Source organism: Longicatena sp. 210702-DFI.1.196 (assembly GCF_020563125.1).
Taxonomy (GTDB): Bacteria; Bacillota_I; Bacilli_A; order Erysipelotrichales; family Erysipelotrichaceae; genus Longicatena; species Longicatena caecimuris.
The window spans coordinates 1-23,011 of the sequence record NZ_JAJCPX010000037.1 but is presented as its reverse complement, the minus strand read 5'-3'; the positions used below and the strand labels follow the sequence as shown (position 1 = coordinate 23,011).

Below are 23,011 nucleotides of genomic sequence, written 5' to 3'. Positions count from 1 at the left end.
TTTACTTACTACATGGACAATAAGATAGCACTCCTACGACTGTAGACAGTTTTATGGATGTTCTCCATAAACCCACCACAACTTCTTGCCAAAAGTTGTAGTTCGGCGAAATTGCTTCAGCTAACTGTCAAATGTCCGCCGACTCCAATTAACTTTGTCGCTTCCGCTCCTCTATCTGATTGGTTGTATCATACCACTAATGAGATGAAATTACAATAACATTATGAAAATAACAGAATAAATTTCAGAAAACATTTACACTATCAAGATATTAAGACCTTTTTCATCCCAGAATTAGGGAAATTTGTTTTTGGGAAAGCTGAGAGAGGATCGTTGAAAGGAAACAATACGGTACTTTTTTTCAAACATAAACAGTTGCCACCTACATCACCAAATGACGATAAAAAAAAAGACACGTGTCTTTAGCATGTTTGCCAATCATCACCATGTGGCTTGTACATTGATAAGACGTGTCTTTTATATGATATGGTATGGTTTATCGTTCTTTATTTCGCGAAGATATTAATGACTACTAATAGCACTCCCAACACAATTGCACATAGAAGTACATTACGAAAACTGAAGATTTCCCCTAGTAAATCACGCTCTTCTTCTGGCATCGGTTTTTCCGGATGCATGTTTTTCTCTATCATACCTCTCACCCCTCAGTTCATGGTTCACCTATTATAGCACACTTCTCTTATTTTGCATGAAAAGTTATGAAATTGTAAGAATCTTCTCGTGTACTAGGTGAATAAATAAAAAGATAAGATAAAGACAGCCATTAGACCAATGACAATCAGGATGTTACGTGGTTTCACAATTGCCGTCAGTATTGTATTATCCGGATGGGTTGTCGCAATCGTTGTATTCGTGGTAAGATCTTTCCCTTTCATATCAGTCACCTCACTTCGTAAGTGTTTGTTTATCTAACCGCATTATAGCATGATTCTTTTTTTGATAGGGGTGTATTACTAAAATGTAAGACAATCTTTAGAAAAATTAAGAATTTTTTATGATATTTTTTTGTCTATCTTTATAATTAGCACTCCTTCACTAAGTTAACGAAAGAAAAAGCCAAAAAGTTTCATTCTCACTACTTTTTTTTAAAATTATGCACATTGTGAAGAAGATGGTCTTATGGTATGATTACTGCGTTTGGAAGGTGATGCATATGAAGCGCTGGAATGATTTGTTTCAACAGGAAATACAGAAGCCTTATTATCAAGAATTGATGGCTTTTTTAGATGAAGAATATAAAACCAAGGCGATTTTTCCTCCACGTGAGGATTTGTTTACCTGTTTTGATGTTTGTCCATATGAAAAGGTGAAAGTAGTGATTTTGGGGCAGGATCCTTATCATCAGCCAAATCAGGCACATGGTTTGTGTTTTTCCGTGCGCAAGGGGGTAAAGCTGCCACCAAGTCTGCGTAATATATATAAGGAACTAAAGACCGATTTGGATATCGATATGCCCTCACATGGCTATTTGCTGGATTGGGCCAGACAGGGTGTTTTCATGATGAATGCAGTGTTAAGTGTCGAGTGTGGAAAAGCCGGTTCTCATCGTAAAAAAGGATGGGAAATTTTTACCGATACCGTTATTCGCGCATTGAATGAAAAAGAAGAAGGTATTGTATTCCTTTTATGGGGGAATTGGGCACAACAGAAAGCAGAATTCATTACCAATCCGCTACATCATATCATAACTTCAGCACATCCTTCTCCTTTATCGGCCTATCATGGATTCTTTGGCAGTCAGCCATTTTCTAAGACAAATACTGCTTTGTTAAAGATGGGGCATTCACCGGTGCAATGGAAGATTGAGGATTAAATATGTTTACAAAGGCAGAGGAAATTATTCAGCTTATTGAAGGACGGAAGAATCGCGGATATGGTTTGATGCATTTTAAGGACTATATGAAGAGCATAGGGGATCCCCAAAAGAAACTAAAAAGTATTCATGTTGCAGGGACGAATGGAAAAGGTTCTACGACCAATGATATCCGCAGTATGCTGCAGGAAGCAGGGTATTGTGTAGGCTCCTTTACCTCTCCTTATATGATTACGCATTTAGACCGCATCCGCATCAATGATATGTATATGGATGAAAAAGAATTCATAGAAATTGCCAATACTTATTATGAAAGTTGGCTTACCTGGGATCTGAGCATGTTCGAGATTGATATGATGCTGGCATGCATTTACTTTGAAAGGCATCATGTGGACTATGCCGTGTTTGAGGTTGGTTTAGGAGGCCGCAAAGATGCGACCAATATTTTGGAACCATTGATCAGCGTGATAACAAACATCGGATTGGATCATATGGAGCTTTTAGGAGACACCTATGCAAAGATTGCGGAAGAAAAAGCAGGTATCATCAAAGCTTGTGCAGATGTGGTGAGTGCAGAAACCAGAGCAGATTGCCTGGATGTATTTTTAAAACATGCCGATGCACAAGGAGTAAAATTGTACACCTTAGAGCCGATTTGTGATTTATCTACAAATTTGCAAACGGTATTTACCTATCGACATTTACAGGTGACACTGGCTTCTATGGCGAATTATCAGATTCGCAATGCGGCGCTTGCCTTGGAAACAATTTGGCGGCTACGTGAAAAAAGACTTGTGGAAATAAAGGATGCGCAGATTTTGGCTGGTTTACGTAAAGCTGTGTGGATCGGTCGTTTTGAAATTATGCAGAAAGATCCGATTGTGATTTTAGATGGAGCGCATAATCCGGATGGTATCCAGGCATTGTGCAACTCTTTACAAGGTTATGACGATATCGCTGTTTTATTTTCTGTCTTAAAAGATAAGAACTTTGAAACGATGTTATCGATATTAGAAACCATTACAAGTGATATTACCATCACACATTTTGATAATGAGCGCTCTTTAGATATCCGTTGTTTAAAAAATCGAAAACAGCTCCATCTTATTGAAGATTATCATGCGGCATTAACGTATATGTTAAAGAAAAAGAAAACGATCGTTATTACCGGTTCCTTGTATTTCATAAGTGAAATTCGCCAATTCTGGCAAAAGTAGAAAGAGCTTATGTACAAATAAGCTTTTGGTATAATATGGCTATATGGATGCTACATAAGAAAATAGCAGCTGCGAATTCCCGCTAGAGCCTAGGGGAATTGTAAAATAGTTAAACTAAAGTTTGCTTAAATGTACTACGACAATTTAGCAGATAAAAGATAGGTTGATACTTTCCATATATGATAAAGGATCAATCTTTTTTGTGTTTAAAATATAAAAAAGGCAATCCTTAAACATCAAAGAGAGGCAATAGCGTCTAAGATAAAATTGTGGTAAACTATAGAGGTAGGTGATATCCATGAAAATTAAAGAAATTATTGTTGTGGAAGGAAAAAATGATACCAACGTGCTACAAAGCTGCATTGACTGTGATACCATTGAAACTCATGGTACCCATCTGTCAGTAGAAACATTGCGACTCATTGAGCAGGCTGCCAAAACCAGAGGTGTCATCATCTTTACCGATCCTGATCATCCCGGGGAAATCATTCGTACTGCCATCAATCAGAAAATTCCCGGCTGTAAAAATGCATATATCGAGAAGCATAAAGCAAAAACAGCGAAGAAGGTCGGTGTAGAACATGCATCAAAAAAAGATTTGTTGGATGCATTATCTCATGTATTCACCTATCAAGAACAGCCTGTTGAAAGTATATCCTGGGAAGAATATTTATCTTTAGGCTTGCATGGGGGGAAAGCTGCCGCTCATCAAAGAGAAAAAGTTGCTCAGGCGCTTTATTTAGGAAGACCAAATGCCAAAACGTTGTTTAAACGTTTAAATATGATGCAGTTGACACTGCATGATGTTGAGGAGCTGTTGCGCAAATGAAACAAGAAGAACAAAAAATTCGCAGTGTCTTTGTCCAACGTGAAACATTAGAAACATGGTTGCGGCAAATGGCTATAAAGGGATGGATCGTAAAAGATTTTTCTTACATCTTTTTTGATTCGTTTTTGTTCTTTCGTTTTGTGAAAACAGCACCGCGATATGGGAAGTTTTGTATTTATGATGTAAAATACCTCGGTGATGAAGATATCTTTACCTCACTGGGATGGAAGTTGCTTTTGGAACATGAATCCACAATGATTTTTTATCACGAGGATATCCAAGGAAGCTTACCATTATTAGATATGCGCATGTATTCGTTACGGCGTTTTCTAAAATCCATCAGTAATCTTGTTTTTCTGATTGCCGTAATCTTTGCGTTACGTATGGATAATGAAACCATGCGCCAGCAGGTCTTATTTTACAGCGCTTTTCTATTGTTTGCTTTTCCTCGCTTGTATGATGTAAAAAGCACCCAAAAAGGAAGTAATTTTACGAAGTTAATTAAAAATATTGTCTTGGCTGCTGCTGCGGCTGTTCTTACCACCTTGTATGATTGAGGCAGCTATTAAAGCGTTTGCGGCTTTAGTATAGAAAGGATATCATTATGAAGAAACCTATCGCAACCCCATCCAGAACAAAGGAAATCTTAGAAACGCATGACCTGTTCGCTAAGAAAAATTACGGACAAAACTTTTTAACAGAGCCAAGTGTTGTAGAAAAGATTGCCCGCAGTGCTATTGTCAGTGATCATTGTGTTGTGTTTGAAATCGGACCGGGCATTGGCGCATTGACGCAATATTTATGTGAATATGCGAAAGAGGTTGTCTGTTTTGAGATAGATGAACGTTTACCTCATGTATTAGCAGATACACTTTCTGAATATACGAATGTTTCTATTGTTTTACAGGATTTTTTAACAATTGATTTAAGGGAATGGGTAAATCGTTATCGTGAAAAAGGTATGGATGTCGTGATAGCGGCAAATCTGCCTTATTATATTACAACGCCGATTTTGTTTAAAATTTTTGAATCAAATGCGGATATTGCGGCGATTACGGTAATGATGCAAAAAGAAGTGGCAGATCGTTTTCATGCGAAAGTAAATACGAAAGAATATAATGCGTTAAGCATTATAACGCAATATCGCTGTGATGTACGCGCTGTTATGAAAGTTCCAAAAAATGTTTTTCATCCCAAACCTAATGTTGATAGCGCAGTGTTGCAATTTACCTTTCGCAAACATTACACAAATTTACAAGAAGAACCATTTTTCGCAATGGTCAAAGCTTGCTTTAAACAACGTCGGAAGACCATCTTAAATAATTTTCAGGAATATTGCAGCGATAAAGAAACCGCAAAAGCTTATTTAGAAAAGGCTGATATTGATGCGAAGAGAAGAGCAGAAAGTTTGACACTGGATGAATTTCTGCATTTATACGAGGTGATGCAAGATGATCGTTGAGGCACATGCTAAAATCAATCTGACATTAAATGTTGTAGGGAAACGTGAAGATGGCTATCATGAATTAGAAATGATCATGTTGCCACTGGCCTTACATGATACGATTGAAATATCCATTGCAAAAGAAGATATGTTCACAACAGATGATTCACAAGTTGCCATGGATGATACAAATACCGTTGTTCGTGCTGTTCAATTAATGCGAAACACCTTTGCGTTAAAAGAACATTTCCATGTACATCTGCATAAGCGCATACCTTCACAAGCCGGCCTAGCCGGAGGAAGTGCCGATGGAGCAGCCGTTCTTAGAGGGATTCAAAGTTTGTGTCATCTTTCTATAACGATGGAAGAATTAGCACAGCTAGGAAAACAGCTTGGGGCAGATGTGCCTTTCTGTGTCTTACAGGAAAGTGCTTTAGTACAAGGTATCGGGGAAAAACTAACGCCATTTCACTTTGACTGGAAGCCACATGTATTACTTGTAAAACCTTCTATCGGTGTATCTACCAAAGAAGCCTTTGCAACGTTGGATTTTGCGAAATGTCCACATCCGAATGCGCATATCATTCAAAAACTGTTACAAAATAAAGAGTATGAACAACTACCGCAGTATATTGCGAATTCATTAGAATATAGTGCTTTCCAACTGGTTCCTCAGATTGCTGATATCAAACAGGAGCTAATTGCCATGGGCTTTCCCTGTGTCTTAATGTCAGGAAGCGGAAGCACCGTGTTTGCGTTGAGTGAAGATAAAACACGGATTGAAAAGGCACTCCGTCATTACGCACATACGGACATGTTTGTATGTGATACAACTTTTTATCCATAACCATGCGCGAATACCGCATGGTTTTATATCAAATACAAGATTAGATGCTAATGATACCTATGATGGCAAAGATCGTCTTACACTATAGGAGGTGAGGTTATGTTGTTGTTTGTAAGTGGCAGGTGTGATATTCCGGCATTTTACAGTGAATGGCTGTTTCAACGTTTCAAAGCAGGTTTTGTGGACGTACGAAATCCTTTTAATCCTCACCAGATCAGTCGTATAGCACTAACACAAGACCAAATTGATGCGATGATCTTCTGTACAAAAAATCCTTTGCCCATATTGCATCGCTTATCCGAAATTCCTTTTCCCTATCTCTTTCATGTGACATTTACTCCTTATCATCAGGATATAGAGTCCCATGTCTTAGATAAAAAAGCCATTTTAGAGGGCATTGTGGAGCTATCAAAACAAATTGGAAAAGATCGTGTATATGTACGCTATGATCCGATTCTCTTAAATGAACGTTATACCATCAGCTACCATGCACAAGCCTTTGAAAAACTTTGTGCAAAGTTACAAGGCAAAATAAACAAAATCATCATTTCCTTTCTTGATATGTATAAAAACACACAAAAACATGCGCCATCTTTACATTTACAAGAGTTGCGTCATGCACAGATGTTGGCCATAGGAAAATGTCTTGGAGAAATTGGCGTATCCTATGGTATGCAAATACAAACTTGTGCGGAAGCCATTGATTTATCCCCTTATCATATCCAAAAGGGCTTATGCGTAGATCGTAAAGAGATAGAAGCTTTGGTAGGATATCCGATAGCATTAAAAGAAAAAGGCGTACGAACACAATGTGCGTGTTTGGCAACGGTAGATATTGGTGATTATAATTGTTGTAATCATGGCTGCGCTTATTGTTATGCCAATTATGACGAAGATAGCATTTCCCAACGCATGATGCAACATGATCCAAAGAGTAGTGTATTATTGGGACATATCACAAAGGAAGATGTGGTCACCATGCGAAAAGAAGCCCCACGACAACTGCGTTTATTATAAGTATCGCTGTAAGAATTGCATAAGTTCTAAACGCTATTTCATGAACATAGGATGTAATGAAGAAAAGAGGAGGAACTTATATGGAAGATACAACGAATACAAATCCTTTGCGCTTTGAAACAAATCCATACCATAACGTTGTGATAAAAGATCGTAAAGTGATGGAATTAACTGGTGTCAAACAGATTGACAGTTTTGATTCCAGTGAATTTTTAATGGAAACCGCACAAGGCTGGATGCTCGTGCAGGGAAAAGATCTGACCTTAGGAAAGCTGGATACCGAGCGTGGAGATGTCATTATCCGCGGATTGATTGAATCCTTATCTTATGTATCCAATAAAAAAGGTAATGGAAAGGATTCGGTTATTTCTAAGCTGTTTAAATAATGCTGCTGCCGGTTCAGATACAGTCTATTCTATATCACTTTCTCATGGGCTGGGTATATGGATTAGGGTTTAGTTTTCTTTTAAATTTTGTGAAATATATGCATGTTTCCTTTTTAAGAGGAACGATGGAAATCCTGTTCCATGTACTGTTTACATCTTTGCTTTATTATGGTCTTTATGGCATCAATGGCGGGATTACCAACATTTACCTACTTGGTTTTTTCCTGTTAGGTGTCATGGTGTATTATACGTGGTATCTTGCGGTATTTCAGCAATTCTTCTTCGCTCTTGTTAAAACTTTGCGGCCTTTACGCAAAAAACTTAAACTTGTCAAATCCAAAATACTTGCTATAATAAGATTACCGAAGAAAATCAGGAGGCGAAGGATAAATGAGCGAAGAAGTAAAAAAAATAAGCGCAAAAAGAAAAAAGAAGAAACATCCATTTCGCACGTTCTTTAGTTTAGCCGCCATATTCTTATCCTGTTTTCTGATTTGGATAGCTGCAGAAGATTTGATCACAACGTTTCGTTTAAAGAAAGAAATCTCTACCAGTGAAGAGATGATCAGTTCATTAGAAAGTCAGCAAAAGGACTTAAAGAAACGTAAAGAAAATTTGGAAGACCCTGAATATGTAAAACGCTACGCCAGAGGTGAATTCATGGTGAGCAAACCAGGTGAGCAAATTTTTAAGCTCCCTTCCAAAAGTGATGATCCTGCAAATGATGGTAATTAATTCCCCCGTAGAGAATTCTATGGGGTTTTCTTGTATGGAGGTTACGATGAAAAAGTGGAAAGCAATTTTATTTGATATGGATGGAACCTTATTTGATACGGAACAAATATCGCGTATTGCCTGGCTGGCAACCATGGAGCGTTTCCATCTGCCCAAAAGTGAACAATTTATTTTAGATTTGATTGGAAGAACCTATCAAAGTGCACAAGTTGTGTTTGATGCCTACATGCCAAAAGGCTGGCCTCAGGAAGAGGCGTATCAATATCATGAAGATTACGCGATGGAGTATAAAAAAACACATGGTCCATTGCCTAAATGTAATTTAAAGCAGCTGTTTACAGCTCTCCAAGAAAAAGGTTATCGTTTGGCTTTAGCAAGTAGTGCGCGAAGGGAAAATGTGGAGTTTAACTTGCGGCATGAGGGCATTCAAGATGTCTTTGAAGAAATCGTAGTGGGTAAGATGGTAGCGCATGGAAAACCTCATCCTGATATTTATCTTGAAACAGCAAAGCGTCTGGGCTTGCGAAAGGAAGACTGCCTTGTCATAGAAGATTCTAAGAATGGCATATTGGCAGCACATGCAGCAAAGATGGATGTCATAATGATTCCGGATATGATAGCACCGGATGATGAATTAAAAGCAATGTGCTATCAGGTGATGGAGAAGCTGGAAGATATTTTAACAGTGTTATAGTTTTATGCTGTGAAAAAATACGGTTTATCAAGCAAGCATTTTTTCAATTATAATGTTTATGCAGAAGCTCTTGTCATACTTAGATCAAGTAAGATAGGAGCTTTTTTTCGAATGTTTTTACTAAAACTTTGTTAAATTCTATGCATACATTTTTTTACATTTATCAAATCAATCTTGTGATGCTATGGTCATTAAAAGATCTTATAGATAAGTTTTTAAAATTTTGATACTTGTATAGATATGTTTGTGCTTTTCTTTTATAAATGGAAATAATTTAAGAATGTATCTCATGCTAATACTATGAAAGATGGGAATGTCTTATCATATGGTGAAAAAGGATAGCTGAATCATGGAATAGACGAAAAAAATACCCTCCTTACTGGCTGATAAATATGGAGGGTACATATCGGATAGAAAGTGTATATCTTTTCATCATAGGCAGAAGCTTATTTCCTATGCTTAAAAATATTTTTACGATGATATTCTAAAAATTGCAGGCGTTCTCTTGTCAAAAAGCAGGCAGGTAACTGATAGTTTTTTCTTAATACATAAGAAGCTAAATGATCTCGTTCTAACATCTCCTCACTAAGCAGGATATAACCAAGTTCATCAAAGGAGATATAACCTTGATCAAAAAGATAGTCATGATTACGACACAACAATAGCCCATTATTATGATCAATTGCCTCATAAATGTGCGCACAATCCCGGAAAGGTTTAATATGAGATGCAATTAACATATGAGGAATATTTATACCACATAGCGGGCAGGCATGATCAAATTCATGAAACAAGGTGTCCTTATAAAAGGATTGTAGTGCCTTGGTTTCATCACGATCGTGTGGTATGCCACGTCTTGGGATGATGGAAAGAATCGTTTGTTTATATTTATAATTTAACATCGGTGTTTTTGTATTTTTATAATCGATGCGCATATCTTCATGGGCAACGATACTGGAAGTAAACAGCGCAGTAAGGGCGACGGAAATCAAAGGCTCTTGTTCGTCATCATATTCCTGTAGAATATCCGTAATACCTTTTAACAGCTTTGGCTGAAAATGACATTGCTCATTTTCTATTTCAAACAGAATGGTCTGTTGCAGCAAACGATACACATCTGCTCCTAGCGCTTCTTCCACATCTTGCTTGTCCATCCAAGCATTGTCATAAGCCAATTTTTGATAAAAGGCGTAAACAGATACATCATGGATAAAGGTTTCAAATAATGATAAAGCTTCAACACCGGAATTCTGATTACTCTTCGCATAAATCGTCGGTGCAGGATTTAAGTCGATACCGTTTTCGGTTTCTTTTAAGGCTTTCTTTTCATGCAGAAAATGAATGATTTCACGAATTTCCGGTAGCTTTGTTGCATAATAATCATTTGCCAGCTCTTCATATACCCGAATCGGTGCATGATGAAGATCGATACCTTGTAATTCTATGGCGTCTAAGACAGCCAGAATTTTTTTAAACAACATTTTTTTCATGCCTTCACCACTTTCTTAATTTTATGCGCGTAATCGATGATGATTTCTCCTTTTATTTTATCATGGATTCATCATGTGATACAGAAATTTAGACATTCCTTTTATAGAAAAAAACAAATTTTTTAGAATCTGCCAGAATGTGCGTGCATTCGACAAAACAAAACAATTACAATGTAACCAATAAAAGGAGAGTGTTAAAATGAAAGGTCCAGGAATTAAAGATTACTTGGAAGTTATTGAAAATTTGAAACTGACAGCGATAAAGGAGGGAAAAACCTGCATTGAGGTGAATTCTAAGCAGCTACATGCCTCTGTATCACCTGAGCATGCGACGATGCCTACTTGCTGTCAGGCTATTTATAAAAAAATGTTAGAAGGAGATGAAATCTTACAACGCCCAAAAGGTAATACCGGATTTGGTTCCCATTTAACGGTGCGTTTTCAGTTGCATGATTTAGCAAATCGCCAGCGTATGTTCCCTGACAAAAAACGCGGTCGTCCGGCAAAAAGTGAAGAAGAAAAACTGGCAGCACGAAAAGCAAAGATGAAGCGAAATACAGAAGATTTGCGTAACCTTATCAAAGGATGGCTAAATGAACATGGCTGGGAATATGTGGAAAACAAAGACTTTATCGAGGCCCATAACGAAAACAAGCGTTGGGTCATTAATGTACAAGGGATTAAACGTGGCCGTAAACAGCCATTACCGGTGAAGGTGAGTGAAGTATTAAAGCATATTGAAGATACAAAAACACATTACAGCATTGCATTTAATGATTCCCTTTCTTATCGCCGACAATGGAATGAAATACCGGAAGCTGTTAAAAACAGTTTGAATATGAGTGTGATCTTAGCCGATAAAAAAGGAAATATCACAGAATTATAAAATACAAGCATCTCATGACGCAAAACATGCGAATTGAGATGCTTTTAATTTTGCAGCAGCCGTCACCGAAATGCAATAGTGTAATACCATAATAAAGAGGAGAATGCGAAATGATTACTTCTTTCCTATTGGTTGTGGCATTAAGTTTAGATAGTTTTTTAGCATCTCTTGCTTATGGTGCACAAAAGATCCGTATTCCATTACGTTCAACTTTGTTAATCGCATTGATAGGGACAAGCTTTTTGGGTGTTTCTATTTATACTGCAGGGCTTTTTCAAAAGGTATTACATCCTCAGTATGCTGCTGTTTTCTCGTTTGCTATCTTTTTCTTAATGGGGGTCAGTGCACTCTTTCAAGGAACGATTAAATCTTTTTTAAAGGATCGAAAAAGTCGTAAAGTTTCCTTTCAATACAGTGGCATATCCTTTGTACTTGATGTTTATCTGGATGAAACACGGGCAGATGCCGATCATTCAAAAGAGTTATCATTACATGAAGCGCTTTATTTAGCGGTTGCTCTATCAATTGATTCGATCGTCAGTGGTTTTGCTTATGGCGTACAGGTACATGATCGTTTACTGGTTTTATGTATCAGTTTCACTGTCGGTTTCCTTGCGGTCTTTTTTGGTTCATATATAGGAAGGCATGTCGCTTCCTTGGCAGATTGGAATTTATCGTGGGTTAGTGGCATCCTGTTTCTATTACTGGCATTCATGCGTATTTTATAGTGCCCATAAACTATCATAAAGAAAAATCACGAAAAGTGATGTTTTTTCTATGGGGATTGTGAACAAAACAGTTTCTAAAACAAGAAAAAGATGGTATATTTATAAGGTAGACAGGAGGTATGGATACTATGAGTAAAAGACCAGTAGTATTAGTGGTTATGGACGGTGTTGGAATCAATGCATCAGAATTTGGTAACGCCGTTAAAAAAGCATATAAACCAACATTAGACGAATTATGGGCAAACTGCCCACACACAGAAATTAAGGCACACGGTTTGGCTGTTGGATTGCCAAGTGATGGTGACATGGGTAACAGTGAAGTTGGACACAACGCTCTTGGTTGTGGACAAATCTACTCACAAGGGGCAAAATTAGTAAATGAAAACATCGAAACCGGAGAAATTTTCAAGACTGAAACGTGGGAAGCTTTGGTTAACAATTGTAAAGAAGGAACAATGCATTTCTTAGGTTTGTTATCGGATGGAAATGTACACTCTCACATCAATCATTTGAAGGCTTTGATCAAGAAAGCAAAAGAAGATGGCGTGAAAGAAGTTCGCATTCATGCGCTGTTAGATGGACGTGACGTTCCAGAAACTAGTGCATTGATCTATATTGAAGATATTGAAAACTACATGGCTGAATTAAATGATGATAACTTCCATGCTTGCATTGCTAGCGGCGGCGGCCGTATGACGATTACGATGGACCGTTACGAAGCAAACTGGGCAATGGTAGAAAAAGGATGGCATGTACATGTTTTAGGTGAAGGACGGCAGTTTGCTTCTGCTTCTGAAGCAGTAGAAACCTTTCGTAACGAAACAGGCGTAATTGACCAGGATCTGCCAGGCTTTGTCATTGCAAAAGATGGCAAACCAGTGGGAACGATCGAAGATGGCGACAGTGTTGTACTGTTTAACTTCAGAGGCGATCGTGCTCAGGAAATTTCGTTAGCCTTTGACGGTGATGACAGTTTTGATAAGTTTGATCGTGTGAGAATGCCAAAAGTTATGTATGCCGGTATGTTGCAGTATGATGCAGATTTGAATATCCCTCACAACTTCTTAACATACCCACCAAAGATCAAATATACATTGACAGAAGAATTATGCAAACACGGAATTCGTGAATATGCTATTTCCGAAACACAGAAATATGGACATGTGACATACTTCTGGAATGGGAATCGTTCTGAGAAATTTGATGAGAAATTGGAAGATTATGTAGAAATCACTTCTGATGTTGTACCATTTGAACAGCGTCCTTGGATGAAATCTGCTGAAATCACCGATGTATTATGTGCCGCTATTGAATCAGGAAATTATGACTTCCTGCGTACGAATTATCCAAATGGCGATATGGTTGGCCATACCGGTAACTTTGAAGCTACTGTTATTGGTGTAGAATCTGTTGACTTACAGCTGGCTCGTGTTAAGAAAGCGGTGGATGCTGTAAATGGTATCTTAATCGTTACAGCAGATCATGGAAATGCTGATGAAATGTATGAAAAGAAGAAAAAAGAAGATGCACCTGTTAAATCTAAGACTTCCCATACATTAAACAAGGTTCCATTTATTGTTTATGGTGCAGATGTAGAATTGAAACAGGATGAAGATCTAGGACTTTCAAATGTTGCAGCTACGGTAGCTGATTTACTGGAAGTAGCACCAAACGAACATTGGAATACATCCATTATCAAAAAATAATGCGACCTTTCTAGAGAAGACGGTTTTATAAGCTGTCTTCTTTTTTTGTTCTTTAATAGGAATATCTACATAAAGTTTTATTAGATTAGAATATTGACAACTTCAGCATATAAAAAAAGCTCATATACAGGAAAATTCTGCCACGGTAGAAAACGCTTTGACTTTAGAAGTACAATCAACTATAATCACATATAGAGATGTTATGACAATTCTGAAATTGAGGTGGAACAATGCTAAGGAAATCAAAAGTATTTGATTGCCTGAAACAAATGTGTCAAACCGTATCAATAAAACAGATCATGGAAGGATATGAAGGGGTAAATGCGGCAGATCTTGCGGCGGTTTTACAAATGGACAGGGCAAATGTGAGCAAAGAGCTCAATCGTCTGGTACAGGAAAAAGTGGTTGTGAAAGTCATTGGAAGACCGGTATATTATTTTGATGCAAAGATATTACAGGAATTAAGTAAGACAAGGTTAGAACAGTACGAAGTAACAACCTTAAAAAACAGTATACGAATGCAGGAAACCATAGGGACGGATGCCTTTTTGCATGTGATTGGCAGTGATGGCAGTTTAAAGACGGTTATCAAGAAAGCAAAAGCAGCGATGATCTATCCGCCATTTGGGTTGCATACGCTGTTGATTGGTCCTACCGGAGTAGGAAAGACAATGTTTGCGGAAATCATGTATCGTTATGCCAAGGAACACGGTGTATTAGGTGAGGATGCGAAGTTTATCGTCTTTAACTGTGCAGAATATGCGGATAATCCACAGCTGCTGTTGGGTCAATTGTTCGGTTATGTAAAGGGTGCTTATACAGGGGCAGAGAAAACGAATGATGGTTTAGTGGAGCAGGCACGCGATGGGGTTTTATTTTTGGATGAAATACATCGACTGCCTCCTGAAGGACAAGAGATGCTATTCATGTTAATGGATCGTAATGAATATCGCCGCTTAGGAGCGAAAGAAAATAGTACGGCAAGAACATTGATTATCGCGGCAACCACAGAAAATGTAGAATCTTCTTTACTACAGACATTTTTACGAAGAATCCCGATGACGATCACAATGCCTGCTTTGCATGAGCGAACGATAAAAGAACGTTATGAGCTGATTGAGAAATTTTTTGCCCAGGAATATAATCAGGTTATGATACCGATTCAAGTACATAATAAAGTCATGCGTTCATTATTGTCCTATGATTGTAAAGGAAATATCGGACAATTAAAAGCTGATATTCGATTACTGTGTGCCAATGGCTTTCTTGAGTCAAAAATGAAAGGATACGATGAAATTCGTATCACGACATCCATTTTGCAAGATCATATTTATCGTGGATTATTAAATGCTGAAAAGATGCAAGAAATAGAAAAAAATCTGCCACTTCATGAAGAGTATATATTGTATGATCAAACAACCTCGGAAGAAAATTATGATGAGAAATTTTCCGATATTTATCATGAAATCAGTCGTAAGCTGATAGGTTATGAACGTCGCGGTTATTCGATTGCGGAGGCCAATTCTTTTATACGTCGTTATATTGAGCAATATATGGAAACTTTGTCAGATCGTATCACTGATGAGCATGAAGATATGGATATGTTGCATAAGATCATACCGATTCATATTTATCATGCTGTGGAGGTTGCCTTATCTTTAGCAGAACAGCGTTTAAGCTGTCATTTCTCGAAAAAAATTTGCGTAGCTATGGCGATGCATGTTTCTGCAATAGCGGAGCATAAACGCGATACTTATGAAATTAATGATGGAATCTATAAGGTCATGCGGGAAAATCCTAATGAATATGCGGCAGCCAGAGAAATACGCGATTTTCTGGAAATGGAATTGGATATGAAACTAAAAGATCAGGAGCTCTTATTTTTCACCATGTTTTTATGTGTGGAAAAGGAAAATGAGGGAAAGCATGGGGCGATTGGTTTACTGGCGTTAGCACATGGAAATGGGGTAGCGCGCAATATGGTGGATGTGGCAAATTCACTTTTACATACTACACATGGTCATGCGCTGGATATGAGCCTGCATCAGAATGTGGATGATTTTTTAGAGGTCGTTACGGAAAAGGTGAAGGAAATCAATGAGGGAAAAGGGGTTTTGATGTTAGTGGATATGGGCTCTCTCTTATCCTTTGGGGACATCATTTCGCAAAAGACACAGATTCCTATTCGGACCATTGATATGATATCAACGCCCTTTGTATTAGAAGCATTGCGAAAAACCATGCTGCTGGAATATACATTGGATGATCTATATAAAGAATTACGTAGTTATACGCCCTATATCGGCAAGCTATATTCAAAGAATCTGCAGCAACAAAATGGGGAACAATATGTGATTATTACGACTTGTATGAGTGGAGAAGGCGCAGCTATTAAATTAGGAGATTTAATCTGCAGTGCTTTGCCACTGGTAAAAGAATGCAGTATTGAGATTATTCCCTGCAATACCGAAACTTTTAAACAAAAGGATCTAAGTGGGAAACGAGTCTTGGCTGTTGTAGGTGCATGTGATTTGCATATTCAAGATGTAGCCTATATCTCCAGTGATAAGATTATCTTAGAAGATGGCTTTTCCCAATTAAATCAGATTATTGCGATGAATCTAGGGGTAGAAGGCGAAGAAATCGTTTCAGCGAACTTAATGACCAATAATTTCTTAAAAGAAACGCTTGTTTTTCTAGATCCGATCAAAGCGGATGCTCTCATTCGTAAATCCTTCCGTGTCATTTCAAAAATGTTAGATATTGATGATTATAATCGTGTGTTGATTGGTTATATGCTACATGTAGGATGTATGATAGAGCGCTGTATCCGTAAGGAAGAAATGCCCTATGTCGGCATGGAAGAACGTATTAAAGCAGACGAAAAGCTATATCATATCATCCAAACGGCATTGCGCATTTTAGAGGATGAATTTCAAATAACAATCTCTGACACAGAAATCGCTTATGTGATGGATATCTTCGACACAGAATAACACACTATGCTTCGTATAAGGAAAAGTGCTGATGTTCACGGCACTTTTTTCTATTGGCACACAACTTGCTAAAAGGAAGGTGAAAGAGTAAAAGCAGGAAGGAGGATCGTATGGAAAAGGATTTGTGCATCTTTGTCTGTACACATGGAAGATTTGGTGAAGAACTTATTAAATCCGCAGAAATGATTGCAGGCAAAAGCGAAAATGTATATTCATTTTCATTACTGCCTGGCATGCCTCCAGAAGAATATAAGGAAATGATGGAAGCAGCCTTACAGAAAGAAGCCGGGAAGAAAGTTTTGTGTTTGGTAGATTTATTCGGAGGAACCCCTTGTACAACATGTGCTATCTTATCTCAACGCTATGATATGCAAGTCATATCAGGATTGAATCTGGCCATGTATATTGAAATCACATCACAAAAAGATCATCACAGCCGGGAGGAATTGATTGATGTAGGTCTGTCAATTTTACAAAGCAGCGGGAAAGATGTTATCAAGCTGTTGAAAAACTTGTCATAGAGGAGGAAAACATAATGGCAGAAATTAGCTTAATACGAATTGATTTTCGTTTGATTCATGGACAGGTCGTTACAAAATGGGTAAAACAGGCCAATGCAAATCGTATCATCATTGTAAATGATATGTTGGCAAAGGATGAATTTTTGGCAAGTGTATATAAAATGGCAGCACCTTCAAATGTGAAGGTGGATATCTTTACCATAGAGGAAAGCAGTCAACGTTGGAAGGAAAATGCGTTTGGAGATGGCAAGGTATTGCTGCTGTTTAAGAACGTTGAAGATTGTCATGCATTATTGATGAAAGAATTCCCAATGCCAATTATTCAAATAGGGGGCTTAGGTGGCGGCTCTGGAAGAGTCAGTACACCAAGTGGCATTACCTTTGATGCAAAGGATGTCAAATTGTTAAGAGAAATGATGGAGAAAGGATGTGAAATGTATATTCAAGTCGTACCTACACAACAGAAGTATGAAGTAGATAAAGTCATAGACAAACTTGATTTTCATGAGTAGAGGAGGAAAAAATTTATGGACACAGGTTTATTATTAGTCGCGGCATTTTGCGGTATTTGGCAATTTGTTTCAACAACTGATTTTGGTTATACATTGAGTGATACCTTAGGACAGCCGGTATTGGTAGGCGCTTTATTGGGTATCATTACCGGACAGATCGAACAGGGATTATTAATCGGTGGTTCTCTGGAACTGATGTACCTTGGTATTATTTATCCAGGCGGAACGGTTCCGGCTTGCGCATCTAGTGCGGCATTAGTAGCAATTCCCATTGCTCTTCGTACAGGATTAGACGCTCATGCGGCAACTGTCTTAGCGGTACCTTTCGGTATTCTTGGTTCCGTGTTATGGAATATTAAATATTCCATTAACTCTACATTCACCATTCGTGCTGAAAAAAGCGTGGAGAAGAAAGATTTTAACGCGGTTACAAGAAATGCATCTGTTTATCCGATGATTTTAACCTTTGTATTAACAGCTGTACCAATCTTCTTAGCAAACATCTTAGCACCGACATTGGTAGAAAGTATGATCAATGCGATACCTGCATGGGCAATGCATGGAATTGAAGTTGCCGGCGGGGTATTACCTGCAATCGGTTTTGCCTTAGCTGTTTATACTATCGGAAAGAAAGAATTCCTTCCTTTCTTCGTTATCGGTTATTTCATTGTCATTTATTTTGAAGTAGCAACGATGGGAGTTGCCATCTTCGGTACATGTATTGCACTGTTATATCTATTCTTAAAGAATAAGGAAAGTGAGGTATAGTTATGGCAGAGAACACAAATGAAAGAAAGATTACCAATAAGGATATTTTTCAGGCATATAATAAATGGTATTGGCTGTGTGAAGTTTCACACTGTTACGATCGTTTGCAGTCGTTAAGCTTCTGCGCATCTCAGCAGAATGCATTGCGAAAGCTATATCCAAATGATGATGATTATCAGGAAGCACTGCAACGTCATTTACAGTTCTTTAATACCGAAGGTACGATTGGCTCTGTTATTCATGGTATTACCTTATCTTTAGAAGAAGAAAAAAGTATGAATCCGGATGATATTTCCGGAGAGATGATCATCGCCTTAAAAACGGGTCTGATGGGACCAATTGCCGGTATCGGTGATACGCTGATATGGGGAACATTAAAACCAATTTGTCTGGCTTTGGCTACGACGATGGCTTTAAGTAACAATCTCATCGGAGCATTCTTCGTATTGTTATTCCCATTAGCCGGTTATTTTATTGGCTTGTATATGTGTAAATTAGGGTATTCTTTAGGACGTAACGCTATCGGTAAACTGATTCAAAGCGGTTTGATGAATCGTATTATTGATGCTTGCAGTATCTTAGGGTTAATGATGATGGGAGCATTATCAGCAAGTTATGTATCCTTAACTACAACAGCTGGTTTCAAATTGGAAAACAGTGATCCGATTCTGTTACAAAATATTTTAGATGGAATCATGCCAGGATTATTGCCATTTGCGTTAATTGCCGGAATTTATTTCTACATGAAGAAAAAAGGTACGAAATATGGTGGAATCTTGCTTGGTATCATCATTGCATCTATTGTATTAGCCTTCTTTGATATCGTGTAGGGGGGACATTCATGGAACGTAAAGACATAAAGCAGCTCTGTGATGAAAGTGTAGAGGAGAACTTAGAACATCTTTCTAATATCGCTAGTTATCTTTACATGAATCCGGAAATTGCTTTTCAGGAACATAAGGCGTGCAAGGTATTATGTCGTGAATTAAGAGAACAAGGCTTTACGGTACAGGAAAAAGCAGGCGGTTTAGATACCGCCTTCCATGCCGTATATAAAAAAGGAGAAGGCTTGCGTATTGGAGTAATCGCCGAATATGATGCATTAGCCGATATCGGACATGCTTGTGGTCACCAGTTGATTGCGACAAGTGCAATGGGAGCTGCGCTGGCAGTCAAAAAGGTGTTGGATGAAAGTAATCTATGTGGCAGCATTGAAGTCTTTGGTACACCGGCAGAAGAAGAAGGCGGTGGCAAGATCATCATGCTGGATAATCATGTATTTGATGGTGTAGATGTGTTATATTTCATGCATCCGACAAGTGCTATTACTAGAATCGGCGGTGAATGTGCAAGTTTTACAGATTTTATAATTGAGTATCATGGAAAAAGCGCTCATGCGGAAAGCCATCCCGAAAATGGAATCAATGCTTTGGATGCAGCTGTCTTATTCTATCAAGGAATAGGTCTGTTGCGTCAGCAATTAAAGGATGATATTCATATCTGTTGTATCTTACCAAAAACCAATCAGGATATCGGCCGAATCAGCGATTATACTAAGGTAGAAGTAGAAATCTCCACCATGCATGTGGCAGATATCGCAAAAACCAGAGAAAAGATTTATCAAATGGCAGAAGGAATGGCCATGGCTACAGGATGTAAGGTTCACTATAAAGAAATTCCCGGCTATTTAGGCAGAACCCCCAATGCCATTTTAGGAGATCTTTTAAAAGCGGAACTTACCTATTTAAAAGAGCCATTGATGGAAGGAATGCCAGCTGATAAAGGTGGAGAAGATTTAGGTAATGTATCGCGCGTGATTCCTGCCTGCAATTTGTTTATGACGTTATTGCCTGAACGTAAGATCAGTGGACATACCGAAGAATTTCGCGAATTAGCAAATGGAGAAGCAGGAAGACGTTGTTTAAAAATCAGTGCAATCGCGATGGCAAGGGCAATTGTAGAAATCTTGTTAGAACCTACGATCGCCGCAAAAGCCAAAGCCGAATTACAACAGCGTATCGCTGATGAGGTGGCTTATGCATAAACAGATTGGATTGTATGGATTAGGTGTGATGGGACAATCGTTGGCTCGTAATATTGCCAATAAAGGGTTTTCCATCAGTGTCTTTAATATTGAAACAGATGTGACAAAAGCTTGTTGTCAAAAATATCCATTGTTACATGGCTATGAAAATATCGCAGATTTTGTGGATAGTTTAGAAAAACCACGTAAGATCTTATTGATGGTGACAGCGGGAAAAGTTGTGGATAGCGTAATTTCTTCCTTAGTTCCGCTTTTGAGTCAAGGCGATATTCTTATGGATTGTGGGAATTCTTTCTTCCTTGATACAGAACGTCGGCAGCAGGAATTAAAAGAAGTCGGTATCCGTTATATTGGCTGTGGTGTATCCGGTGGCGAAAAAGGGGCATTAGAGGGGCCAAGCATTATGCCCGGTGGAGATCGTAAGGCATATGCAGAAGTGGCTAGCATCGTAACCGCAATGGCTGCACAAAATGATGATGGATCTGCTTGCTGTACTTATATCGGGGAAAAAGGTGCCGGGCATTTTGTTAAGATGGTTCATAATGGTATTGAATATGCGGATATGCAATTAATTGCGGAAAGTTATGCATTGTTAAAGAACTATTATCAGCAGGATATGAAAAAGATCCAAATGGCATTTCATCGTCTCGCACAAGGCCCATTAAATTCTTATCTGATGGATATCACTTGTGATATTTTACGTCGTAAGGACGATAAAAAGGAAGGCTGGTTAGTAAATTATGTCAGTGATGTTGCCAGACAGAAAGGGACGGGGAAATGGACAAGTCAGATTTCCTTTGATTATAGTGTGGCAATACCAAGTCTTACCGAAGCAGTTCAGACACGTTTTCTATCTATGAACCATGTGGAACGTACCCAGGCATCTGCCTTATATCCGCATGCATCCTGTAAGATGGAAATAACAGAAGAAGCTTTCTTACAGATGTTAGAAAAAGCCATGTTAGCAGCGAAAATGAGCATCTATGCCCAAGGCTTTTCCTTAATCACGAGTGTATCAAGACAGAAAGAATATCATATTGATTGCATTGCCTTAGCAAATATTTGGCAAAATGGCTGTATCATCAAATCGGCTTTTCTAAAGGATATCATGCAGGCATTTAAAGAAGCATGTGCTTATGATAATCTGATCTTATCAAGTGTTTATCAGAAAAAGCTGGCAGAAACGCGACACGATTTACAAAATCTGGTAAGTATGGGTGTTTTACAATCCCTGCATCTTCCCATCTTTACAAGTGCCTTACAATACATGCAAGGGATTACCTGTGCCGCTTTGCCGACAAATCTAATCCAGGCACAGCGTGACTGCTTTGGTGCACACACCTATGAAAGAACAGATGCGCAGGGAAGTTTTCATAGCGATTGGCAAGCGTAATCATCGTAAAGAGGCTGTAGGACAATGTTCAGTGATACAATTGTCGTAACACCTCTTTTTTATATAGGTATAAAATATCGCGAAGTAAGCAGTTTTCAATAGCAGAAAAAAATGTCATTGCTGAAATACGCATGCTATAATGGTTTTAAAAACGGATGGAGATATGCAGTGAATAAAACGGGATAAATTAAATATAAAAGACTTTCAGTTGTATACATCTTCTTGATAAGAACATGGAAAGCACTTCACCGTTACCTACCATCTGCATACGATAAAAGAGTATACGTATTGAAAATCTGGACATACTATAGAAACTATACAATGAGCTTGCGATTTAATAAAACGTAGCATTTAAAAGATACACAAAAAGTGAAAGATTTTGTTACAAAGTTCTATGTTCTATGATAGACTATAAGTGATTTGCACAAAGAAGGAAAGGAAGGAATTGTATGGAAAATTATGTAATCCGAAGAATTACCACAAACGATTACCATGACATCCATGAATTAAACCTTAAACTAGGTTATGCATACGATGAGGAGAAAGTGGCAGAACGTATTCAAAACATATTGGATGCCGGCATTGACTTGATTCTAGTCGCAGAGCTTGAGGGAAAAGTAGTCGGCTATGTTCATGGAACACCTTATGGAACACTGTATTCTGATAATCTTGTCAGTATCATTCAAATGGTATTCACGAATGAAACTAGAGAAAATAAGGAAATGACAAGTGAAATTATTAAAGAGTTTGAAAAGGTTGTAAAACGTAATGGTTATCATGGTATCCGCATGGCAGCTGATATTGATCGTAAGGTGCTATATGAAATCATGATGGAAAATGGTTATGAGAATAAACGAGATCTGAAACACTACATCAAATATTTCTAGGATGGATCCAAAGGTTCATCTTTTTGTGCGACAGGCAGTCGCTATATTTCAACCATGTACAGGCATGGTTGAAATTC

Annotated in this window: 25 protein-coding genes and 1 riboswitch; of the genes, 22 read left to right on the top strand and 3 right to left on the bottom strand. The window is 38.1% G+C overall.

Annotation, left to right across the window (positions count from 1 at the left end; translation table 11 throughout):
- Positions 1-17: 17 nt before the first annotated feature.
- Positions 18-182: riboswitch (Lysine riboswitch) on the bottom strand.
- 324 nt (positions 183-506) lie between these two features.
- Positions 507-653, bottom strand: a complete 147-nt coding sequence (locus tag LI241_RS13020) for a hypothetical protein (protein ID WP_008691073.1) — start codon at positions 651-653, stop codon at positions 507-509.
- A gap of 93 nt (positions 654-746) precedes the next feature.
- Positions 747-896, bottom strand: a complete 150-nt coding sequence (locus LI241_RS13015; RefSeq protein ID WP_008691075.1) for a hypothetical protein — start codon at positions 894-896, stop codon at positions 747-749.
- A gap of 278 nt (positions 897-1,174) precedes the next feature.
- On the opposite strand from LI241_RS13015, the gene LI241_RS13010 reads away from it, so the two are divergent.
- From LI241_RS13010 to LI241_RS12965, 11 genes are all read left to right on the top strand, one after another.
- Entirely contained in the window at positions 1,175-1,834 is a 660-nt protein-coding gene (locus LI241_RS13010; protein ID WP_017144528.1) for a uracil-DNA glycosylase, read from the top strand.
- Between the two features lie 2 nt (positions 1,835-1,836).
- Positions 1,837-3,051 carry a folylpolyglutamate synthase/dihydrofolate synthase family protein gene (locus LI241_RS13005; protein WP_008691077.1) on the top strand — a complete coding sequence of 405 codons (1,215 nt, stop codon included), beginning with the start codon at positions 1,837-1,839 and terminating at the stop codon, positions 3,049-3,051.
- Between the two features lie 298 nt (positions 3,052-3,349).
- Positions 3,350-3,880: a ribonuclease M5 gene (gene rnmV, locus LI241_RS13000; RefSeq protein ID WP_008691078.1), complete on the top strand. Its 531-nt coding sequence runs from the start codon at positions 3,350-3,352 to the stop codon at positions 3,878-3,880.
- Positions 3,877-4,437, top strand: coding sequence for a DUF2812 domain-containing protein (locus LI241_RS12995; protein WP_008691080.1), 561 nt, complete (start codon positions 3,877-3,879; stop codon positions 4,435-4,437). The genes rnmV and LI241_RS12995 overlap by 4 nt, the downstream gene beginning before the upstream one ends.
- A 47-nt stretch (positions 4,438-4,484) precedes the next feature.
- The gene (gene rsmA, locus LI241_RS12990) at positions 4,485-5,342 is read left to right on the top strand and encodes a 16S rRNA (adenine(1518)-N(6)/adenine(1519)-N(6))-dimethyltransferase RsmA (RefSeq protein ID WP_008691081.1); all 858 of its coding nucleotides are present in this window, start codon (positions 4,485-4,487) and stop codon (positions 5,340-5,342) included.
- Positions 5,332-6,171 (top strand): 4-(cytidine 5'-diphospho)-2-C-methyl-D-erythritol kinase, encoded by an 840-nt coding sequence (gene ispE / locus LI241_RS12985; protein ID WP_008691082.1) that lies wholly within the window; start codon positions 5,332-5,334, stop codon positions 6,169-6,171. Before rsmA ends, ispE begins: the two co-directional genes overlap by 11 nt.
- A gap of 99 nt (positions 6,172-6,270) precedes the next feature.
- On the top strand, positions 6,271-7,188 hold the full coding sequence (locus tag LI241_RS12980) for a DUF1848 domain-containing protein (RefSeq protein WP_008691084.1): 918 nt from the start codon (positions 6,271-6,273) through the stop codon (positions 7,186-7,188).
- 80 nt (positions 7,189-7,268) lie between these two features.
- Positions 7,269-7,574, top strand: coding sequence for a sporulation protein YabP (gene yabP / locus LI241_RS12975; RefSeq protein ID WP_008691085.1), 306 nt, complete (start codon positions 7,269-7,271; stop codon positions 7,572-7,574).
- Entirely contained in the window at positions 7,574-8,035 is a 462-nt protein-coding gene (yabQ, locus tag LI241_RS16005) for a spore cortex biosynthesis protein YabQ (protein WP_081484668.1), read from the top strand. Before yabP ends, yabQ begins: the two co-directional genes overlap by 1 nt.
- A complete protein-coding gene (locus LI241_RS12970) occupies positions 7,965-8,309 on the top strand; it encodes a septum formation initiator family protein (RefSeq protein WP_227151360.1) in 345 nt (114 codons plus the stop codon). Before yabQ ends, LI241_RS12970 begins: the two co-directional genes overlap by 71 nt.
- 46 nt (positions 8,310-8,355) lie before the next feature.
- A complete protein-coding gene (locus LI241_RS12965) occupies positions 8,356-9,003 on the top strand; it encodes an HAD family phosphatase (RefSeq protein ID WP_008691090.1) in 648 nt (215 codons plus the stop codon).
- A gap of 446 nt (positions 9,004-9,449) precedes the next feature.
- Here LI241_RS12965 and LI241_RS12960 read toward each other — a convergent pair whose 3' ends face one another.
- Complete coding sequence (locus LI241_RS12960) at positions 9,450-10,493, bottom strand: HNH endonuclease (protein ID WP_017144529.1); 1,044 nt, start codon at positions 10,491-10,493, stop codon at positions 9,450-9,452.
- A gap of 199 nt (positions 10,494-10,692) precedes the next feature.
- Here LI241_RS12960 and LI241_RS12955 point away from each other — a divergent pair, with 199 nt between their 5' ends.
- From LI241_RS12955 to LI241_RS12905, 11 genes are all read left to right on the top strand, one after another.
- Entirely contained in the window at positions 10,693-11,379 is a 687-nt protein-coding gene (locus LI241_RS12955) for a hypothetical protein (protein ID WP_008691094.1), read from the top strand.
- A 110-nt stretch (positions 11,380-11,489) separates the two neighbouring features.
- The gene (locus tag LI241_RS12950) at positions 11,490-12,107 is read left to right on the top strand and encodes a manganese efflux pump (RefSeq protein WP_008691095.1); all 618 of its coding nucleotides are present in this window, start codon (positions 11,490-11,492) and stop codon (positions 12,105-12,107) included.
- A 128-nt stretch (positions 12,108-12,235) separates the two neighbouring features.
- The gene (gpmI, locus tag LI241_RS12945) at positions 12,236-13,813 is read left to right on the top strand and encodes a 2,3-bisphosphoglycerate-independent phosphoglycerate mutase (protein ID WP_020991095.1); all 1,578 of its coding nucleotides are present in this window, start codon (positions 12,236-12,238) and stop codon (positions 13,811-13,813) included.
- Between the two features lie 230 nt (positions 13,814-14,043).
- The gene (locus tag LI241_RS12940; RefSeq protein WP_020991096.1) at positions 14,044-16,809 is read left to right on the top strand and encodes a sigma 54-interacting transcriptional regulator; all 2,766 of its coding nucleotides are present in this window, start codon (positions 14,044-14,046) and stop codon (positions 16,807-16,809) included.
- A gap of 110 nt (positions 16,810-16,919) precedes the next feature.
- Complete coding sequence (locus tag LI241_RS12935) at positions 16,920-17,330, top strand: PTS sugar transporter subunit IIA (RefSeq protein ID WP_008691098.1); 411 nt, start codon at positions 16,920-16,922, stop codon at positions 17,328-17,330.
- 14 nt (positions 17,331-17,344) lie between these two features.
- Entirely contained in the window at positions 17,345-17,842 is a 498-nt protein-coding gene (locus LI241_RS12930) for a PTS sugar transporter subunit IIB (RefSeq protein ID WP_008691104.1), read from the top strand.
- 15 nt (positions 17,843-17,857) lie between these two features.
- Positions 17,858-18,610 carry a PTS sugar transporter subunit IIC gene (locus LI241_RS12925; protein ID WP_008691105.1) on the top strand — a complete coding sequence of 251 codons (753 nt, stop codon included), beginning with the start codon at positions 17,858-17,860 and terminating at the stop codon, positions 18,608-18,610.
- A gap of 2 nt (positions 18,611-18,612) precedes the next feature.
- On the top strand, positions 18,613-19,440 hold the full coding sequence (locus LI241_RS12920; RefSeq protein WP_008691112.1) for a PTS system mannose/fructose/sorbose family transporter subunit IID: 828 nt from the start codon (positions 18,613-18,615) through the stop codon (positions 19,438-19,440).
- A gap of 11 nt (positions 19,441-19,451) precedes the next feature.
- Positions 19,452-20,654, top strand: a complete 1,203-nt coding sequence (locus LI241_RS12915) for an amidohydrolase (protein WP_008691114.1) — start codon at positions 19,452-19,454, stop codon at positions 20,652-20,654.
- The gene (gene gndA, locus LI241_RS12910; protein ID WP_008691117.1) at positions 20,647-22,047 is read left to right on the top strand and encodes an NADP-dependent phosphogluconate dehydrogenase; all 1,401 of its coding nucleotides are present in this window, start codon (positions 20,647-20,649) and stop codon (positions 22,045-22,047) included. Before LI241_RS12915 ends, gndA begins: the two co-directional genes overlap by 8 nt.
- Positions 22,048-22,496: 449 nt before the next feature.
- Positions 22,497-22,934 (top strand): GNAT family N-acetyltransferase, encoded by a 438-nt coding sequence (locus LI241_RS12905; protein ID WP_008691119.1) that lies wholly within the window; start codon positions 22,497-22,499, stop codon positions 22,932-22,934.
- The last annotated feature ends 77 nt before the right edge of the window (positions 22,935-23,011 follow it).

Excerpts from the sequence above, each read along its gene's own strand:
- LI241_RS13020 (WP_008691073.1), bottom strand. The coding sequence starts at position 653 with ATGATAGAGAAAAACATGCATCCGGAAAAACCGATGCCAGAAGAAGAG.
- LI241_RS13015 (WP_008691075.1), bottom strand. The coding sequence starts at position 896 with ATGAAAGGGAAAGATCTTACCACGAATACAACGATTGCGACAACCCAT.
- LI241_RS13010 (WP_017144528.1), top strand. The coding sequence starts at position 1,175 with ATGAAGCGCTGGAATGATTTGTTTCAACAGGAAATACAGAAGCCTTAT.
- LI241_RS13005 (WP_008691077.1), top strand. The coding sequence starts at position 1,837 with ATGTTTACAAAGGCAGAGGAAATTATTCAGCTTATTGAAGGACGGAAG.
- rnmV (WP_008691078.1), top strand. The coding sequence starts at position 3,350 with ATGAAAATTAAAGAAATTATTGTTGTGGAAGGAAAAAATGATACCAAC.
- LI241_RS12995 (WP_008691080.1), top strand. The coding sequence starts at position 3,877 with ATGAAACAAGAAGAACAAAAAATTCGCAGTGTCTTTGTCCAACGTGAA.
- rsmA (WP_008691081.1), top strand. The coding sequence starts at position 4,485 with ATGAAGAAACCTATCGCAACCCCATCCAGAACAAAGGAAATCTTAGAA.
- ispE (WP_008691082.1), top strand. The coding sequence starts at position 5,332 with ATGATCGTTGAGGCACATGCTAAAATCAATCTGACATTAAATGTTGTA.
- LI241_RS12980 (WP_008691084.1), top strand. The coding sequence starts at position 6,271 with ATGTTGTTGTTTGTAAGTGGCAGGTGTGATATTCCGGCATTTTACAGT.
- yabP (WP_008691085.1), top strand. The coding sequence starts at position 7,269 with ATGGAAGATACAACGAATACAAATCCTTTGCGCTTTGAAACAAATCCA.
- yabQ (WP_081484668.1), top strand. The coding sequence starts at position 7,574 with ATGCTGCTGCCGGTTCAGATACAGTCTATTCTATATCACTTTCTCATG.
- LI241_RS12970 (WP_227151360.1), top strand. The coding sequence starts at position 7,965 with ATGAGCGAAGAAGTAAAAAAAATAAGCGCAAAAAGAAAAAAGAAGAAA.
- LI241_RS12965 (WP_008691090.1), top strand. The coding sequence starts at position 8,356 with ATGAAAAAGTGGAAAGCAATTTTATTTGATATGGATGGAACCTTATTT.
- LI241_RS12960 (WP_017144529.1), bottom strand. The coding sequence starts at position 10,493 with ATGAAAAAAATGTTGTTTAAAAAAATTCTGGCTGTCTTAGACGCCATA.
- LI241_RS12955 (WP_008691094.1), top strand. The coding sequence starts at position 10,693 with ATGAAAGGTCCAGGAATTAAAGATTACTTGGAAGTTATTGAAAATTTG.
- LI241_RS12950 (WP_008691095.1), top strand. The coding sequence starts at position 11,490 with ATGATTACTTCTTTCCTATTGGTTGTGGCATTAAGTTTAGATAGTTTT.
- gpmI (WP_020991095.1), top strand. The coding sequence starts at position 12,236 with ATGAGTAAAAGACCAGTAGTATTAGTGGTTATGGACGGTGTTGGAATC.
- LI241_RS12940 (WP_020991096.1), top strand. The coding sequence starts at position 14,044 with ATGCTAAGGAAATCAAAAGTATTTGATTGCCTGAAACAAATGTGTCAA.
- LI241_RS12935 (WP_008691098.1), top strand. The coding sequence starts at position 16,920 with ATGGAAAAGGATTTGTGCATCTTTGTCTGTACACATGGAAGATTTGGT.
- LI241_RS12930 (WP_008691104.1), top strand. The coding sequence starts at position 17,345 with ATGGCAGAAATTAGCTTAATACGAATTGATTTTCGTTTGATTCATGGA.
- LI241_RS12925 (WP_008691105.1), top strand. The coding sequence starts at position 17,858 with ATGGACACAGGTTTATTATTAGTCGCGGCATTTTGCGGTATTTGGCAA.
- LI241_RS12920 (WP_008691112.1), top strand. The coding sequence starts at position 18,613 with ATGGCAGAGAACACAAATGAAAGAAAGATTACCAATAAGGATATTTTT.
- LI241_RS12915 (WP_008691114.1), top strand. The coding sequence starts at position 19,452 with ATGGAACGTAAAGACATAAAGCAGCTCTGTGATGAAAGTGTAGAGGAG.
- gndA (WP_008691117.1), top strand. The coding sequence starts at position 20,647 with ATGCATAAACAGATTGGATTGTATGGATTAGGTGTGATGGGACAATCG.
- LI241_RS12905 (WP_008691119.1), top strand. The coding sequence starts at position 22,497 with ATGGAAAATTATGTAATCCGAAGAATTACCACAAACGATTACCATGAC.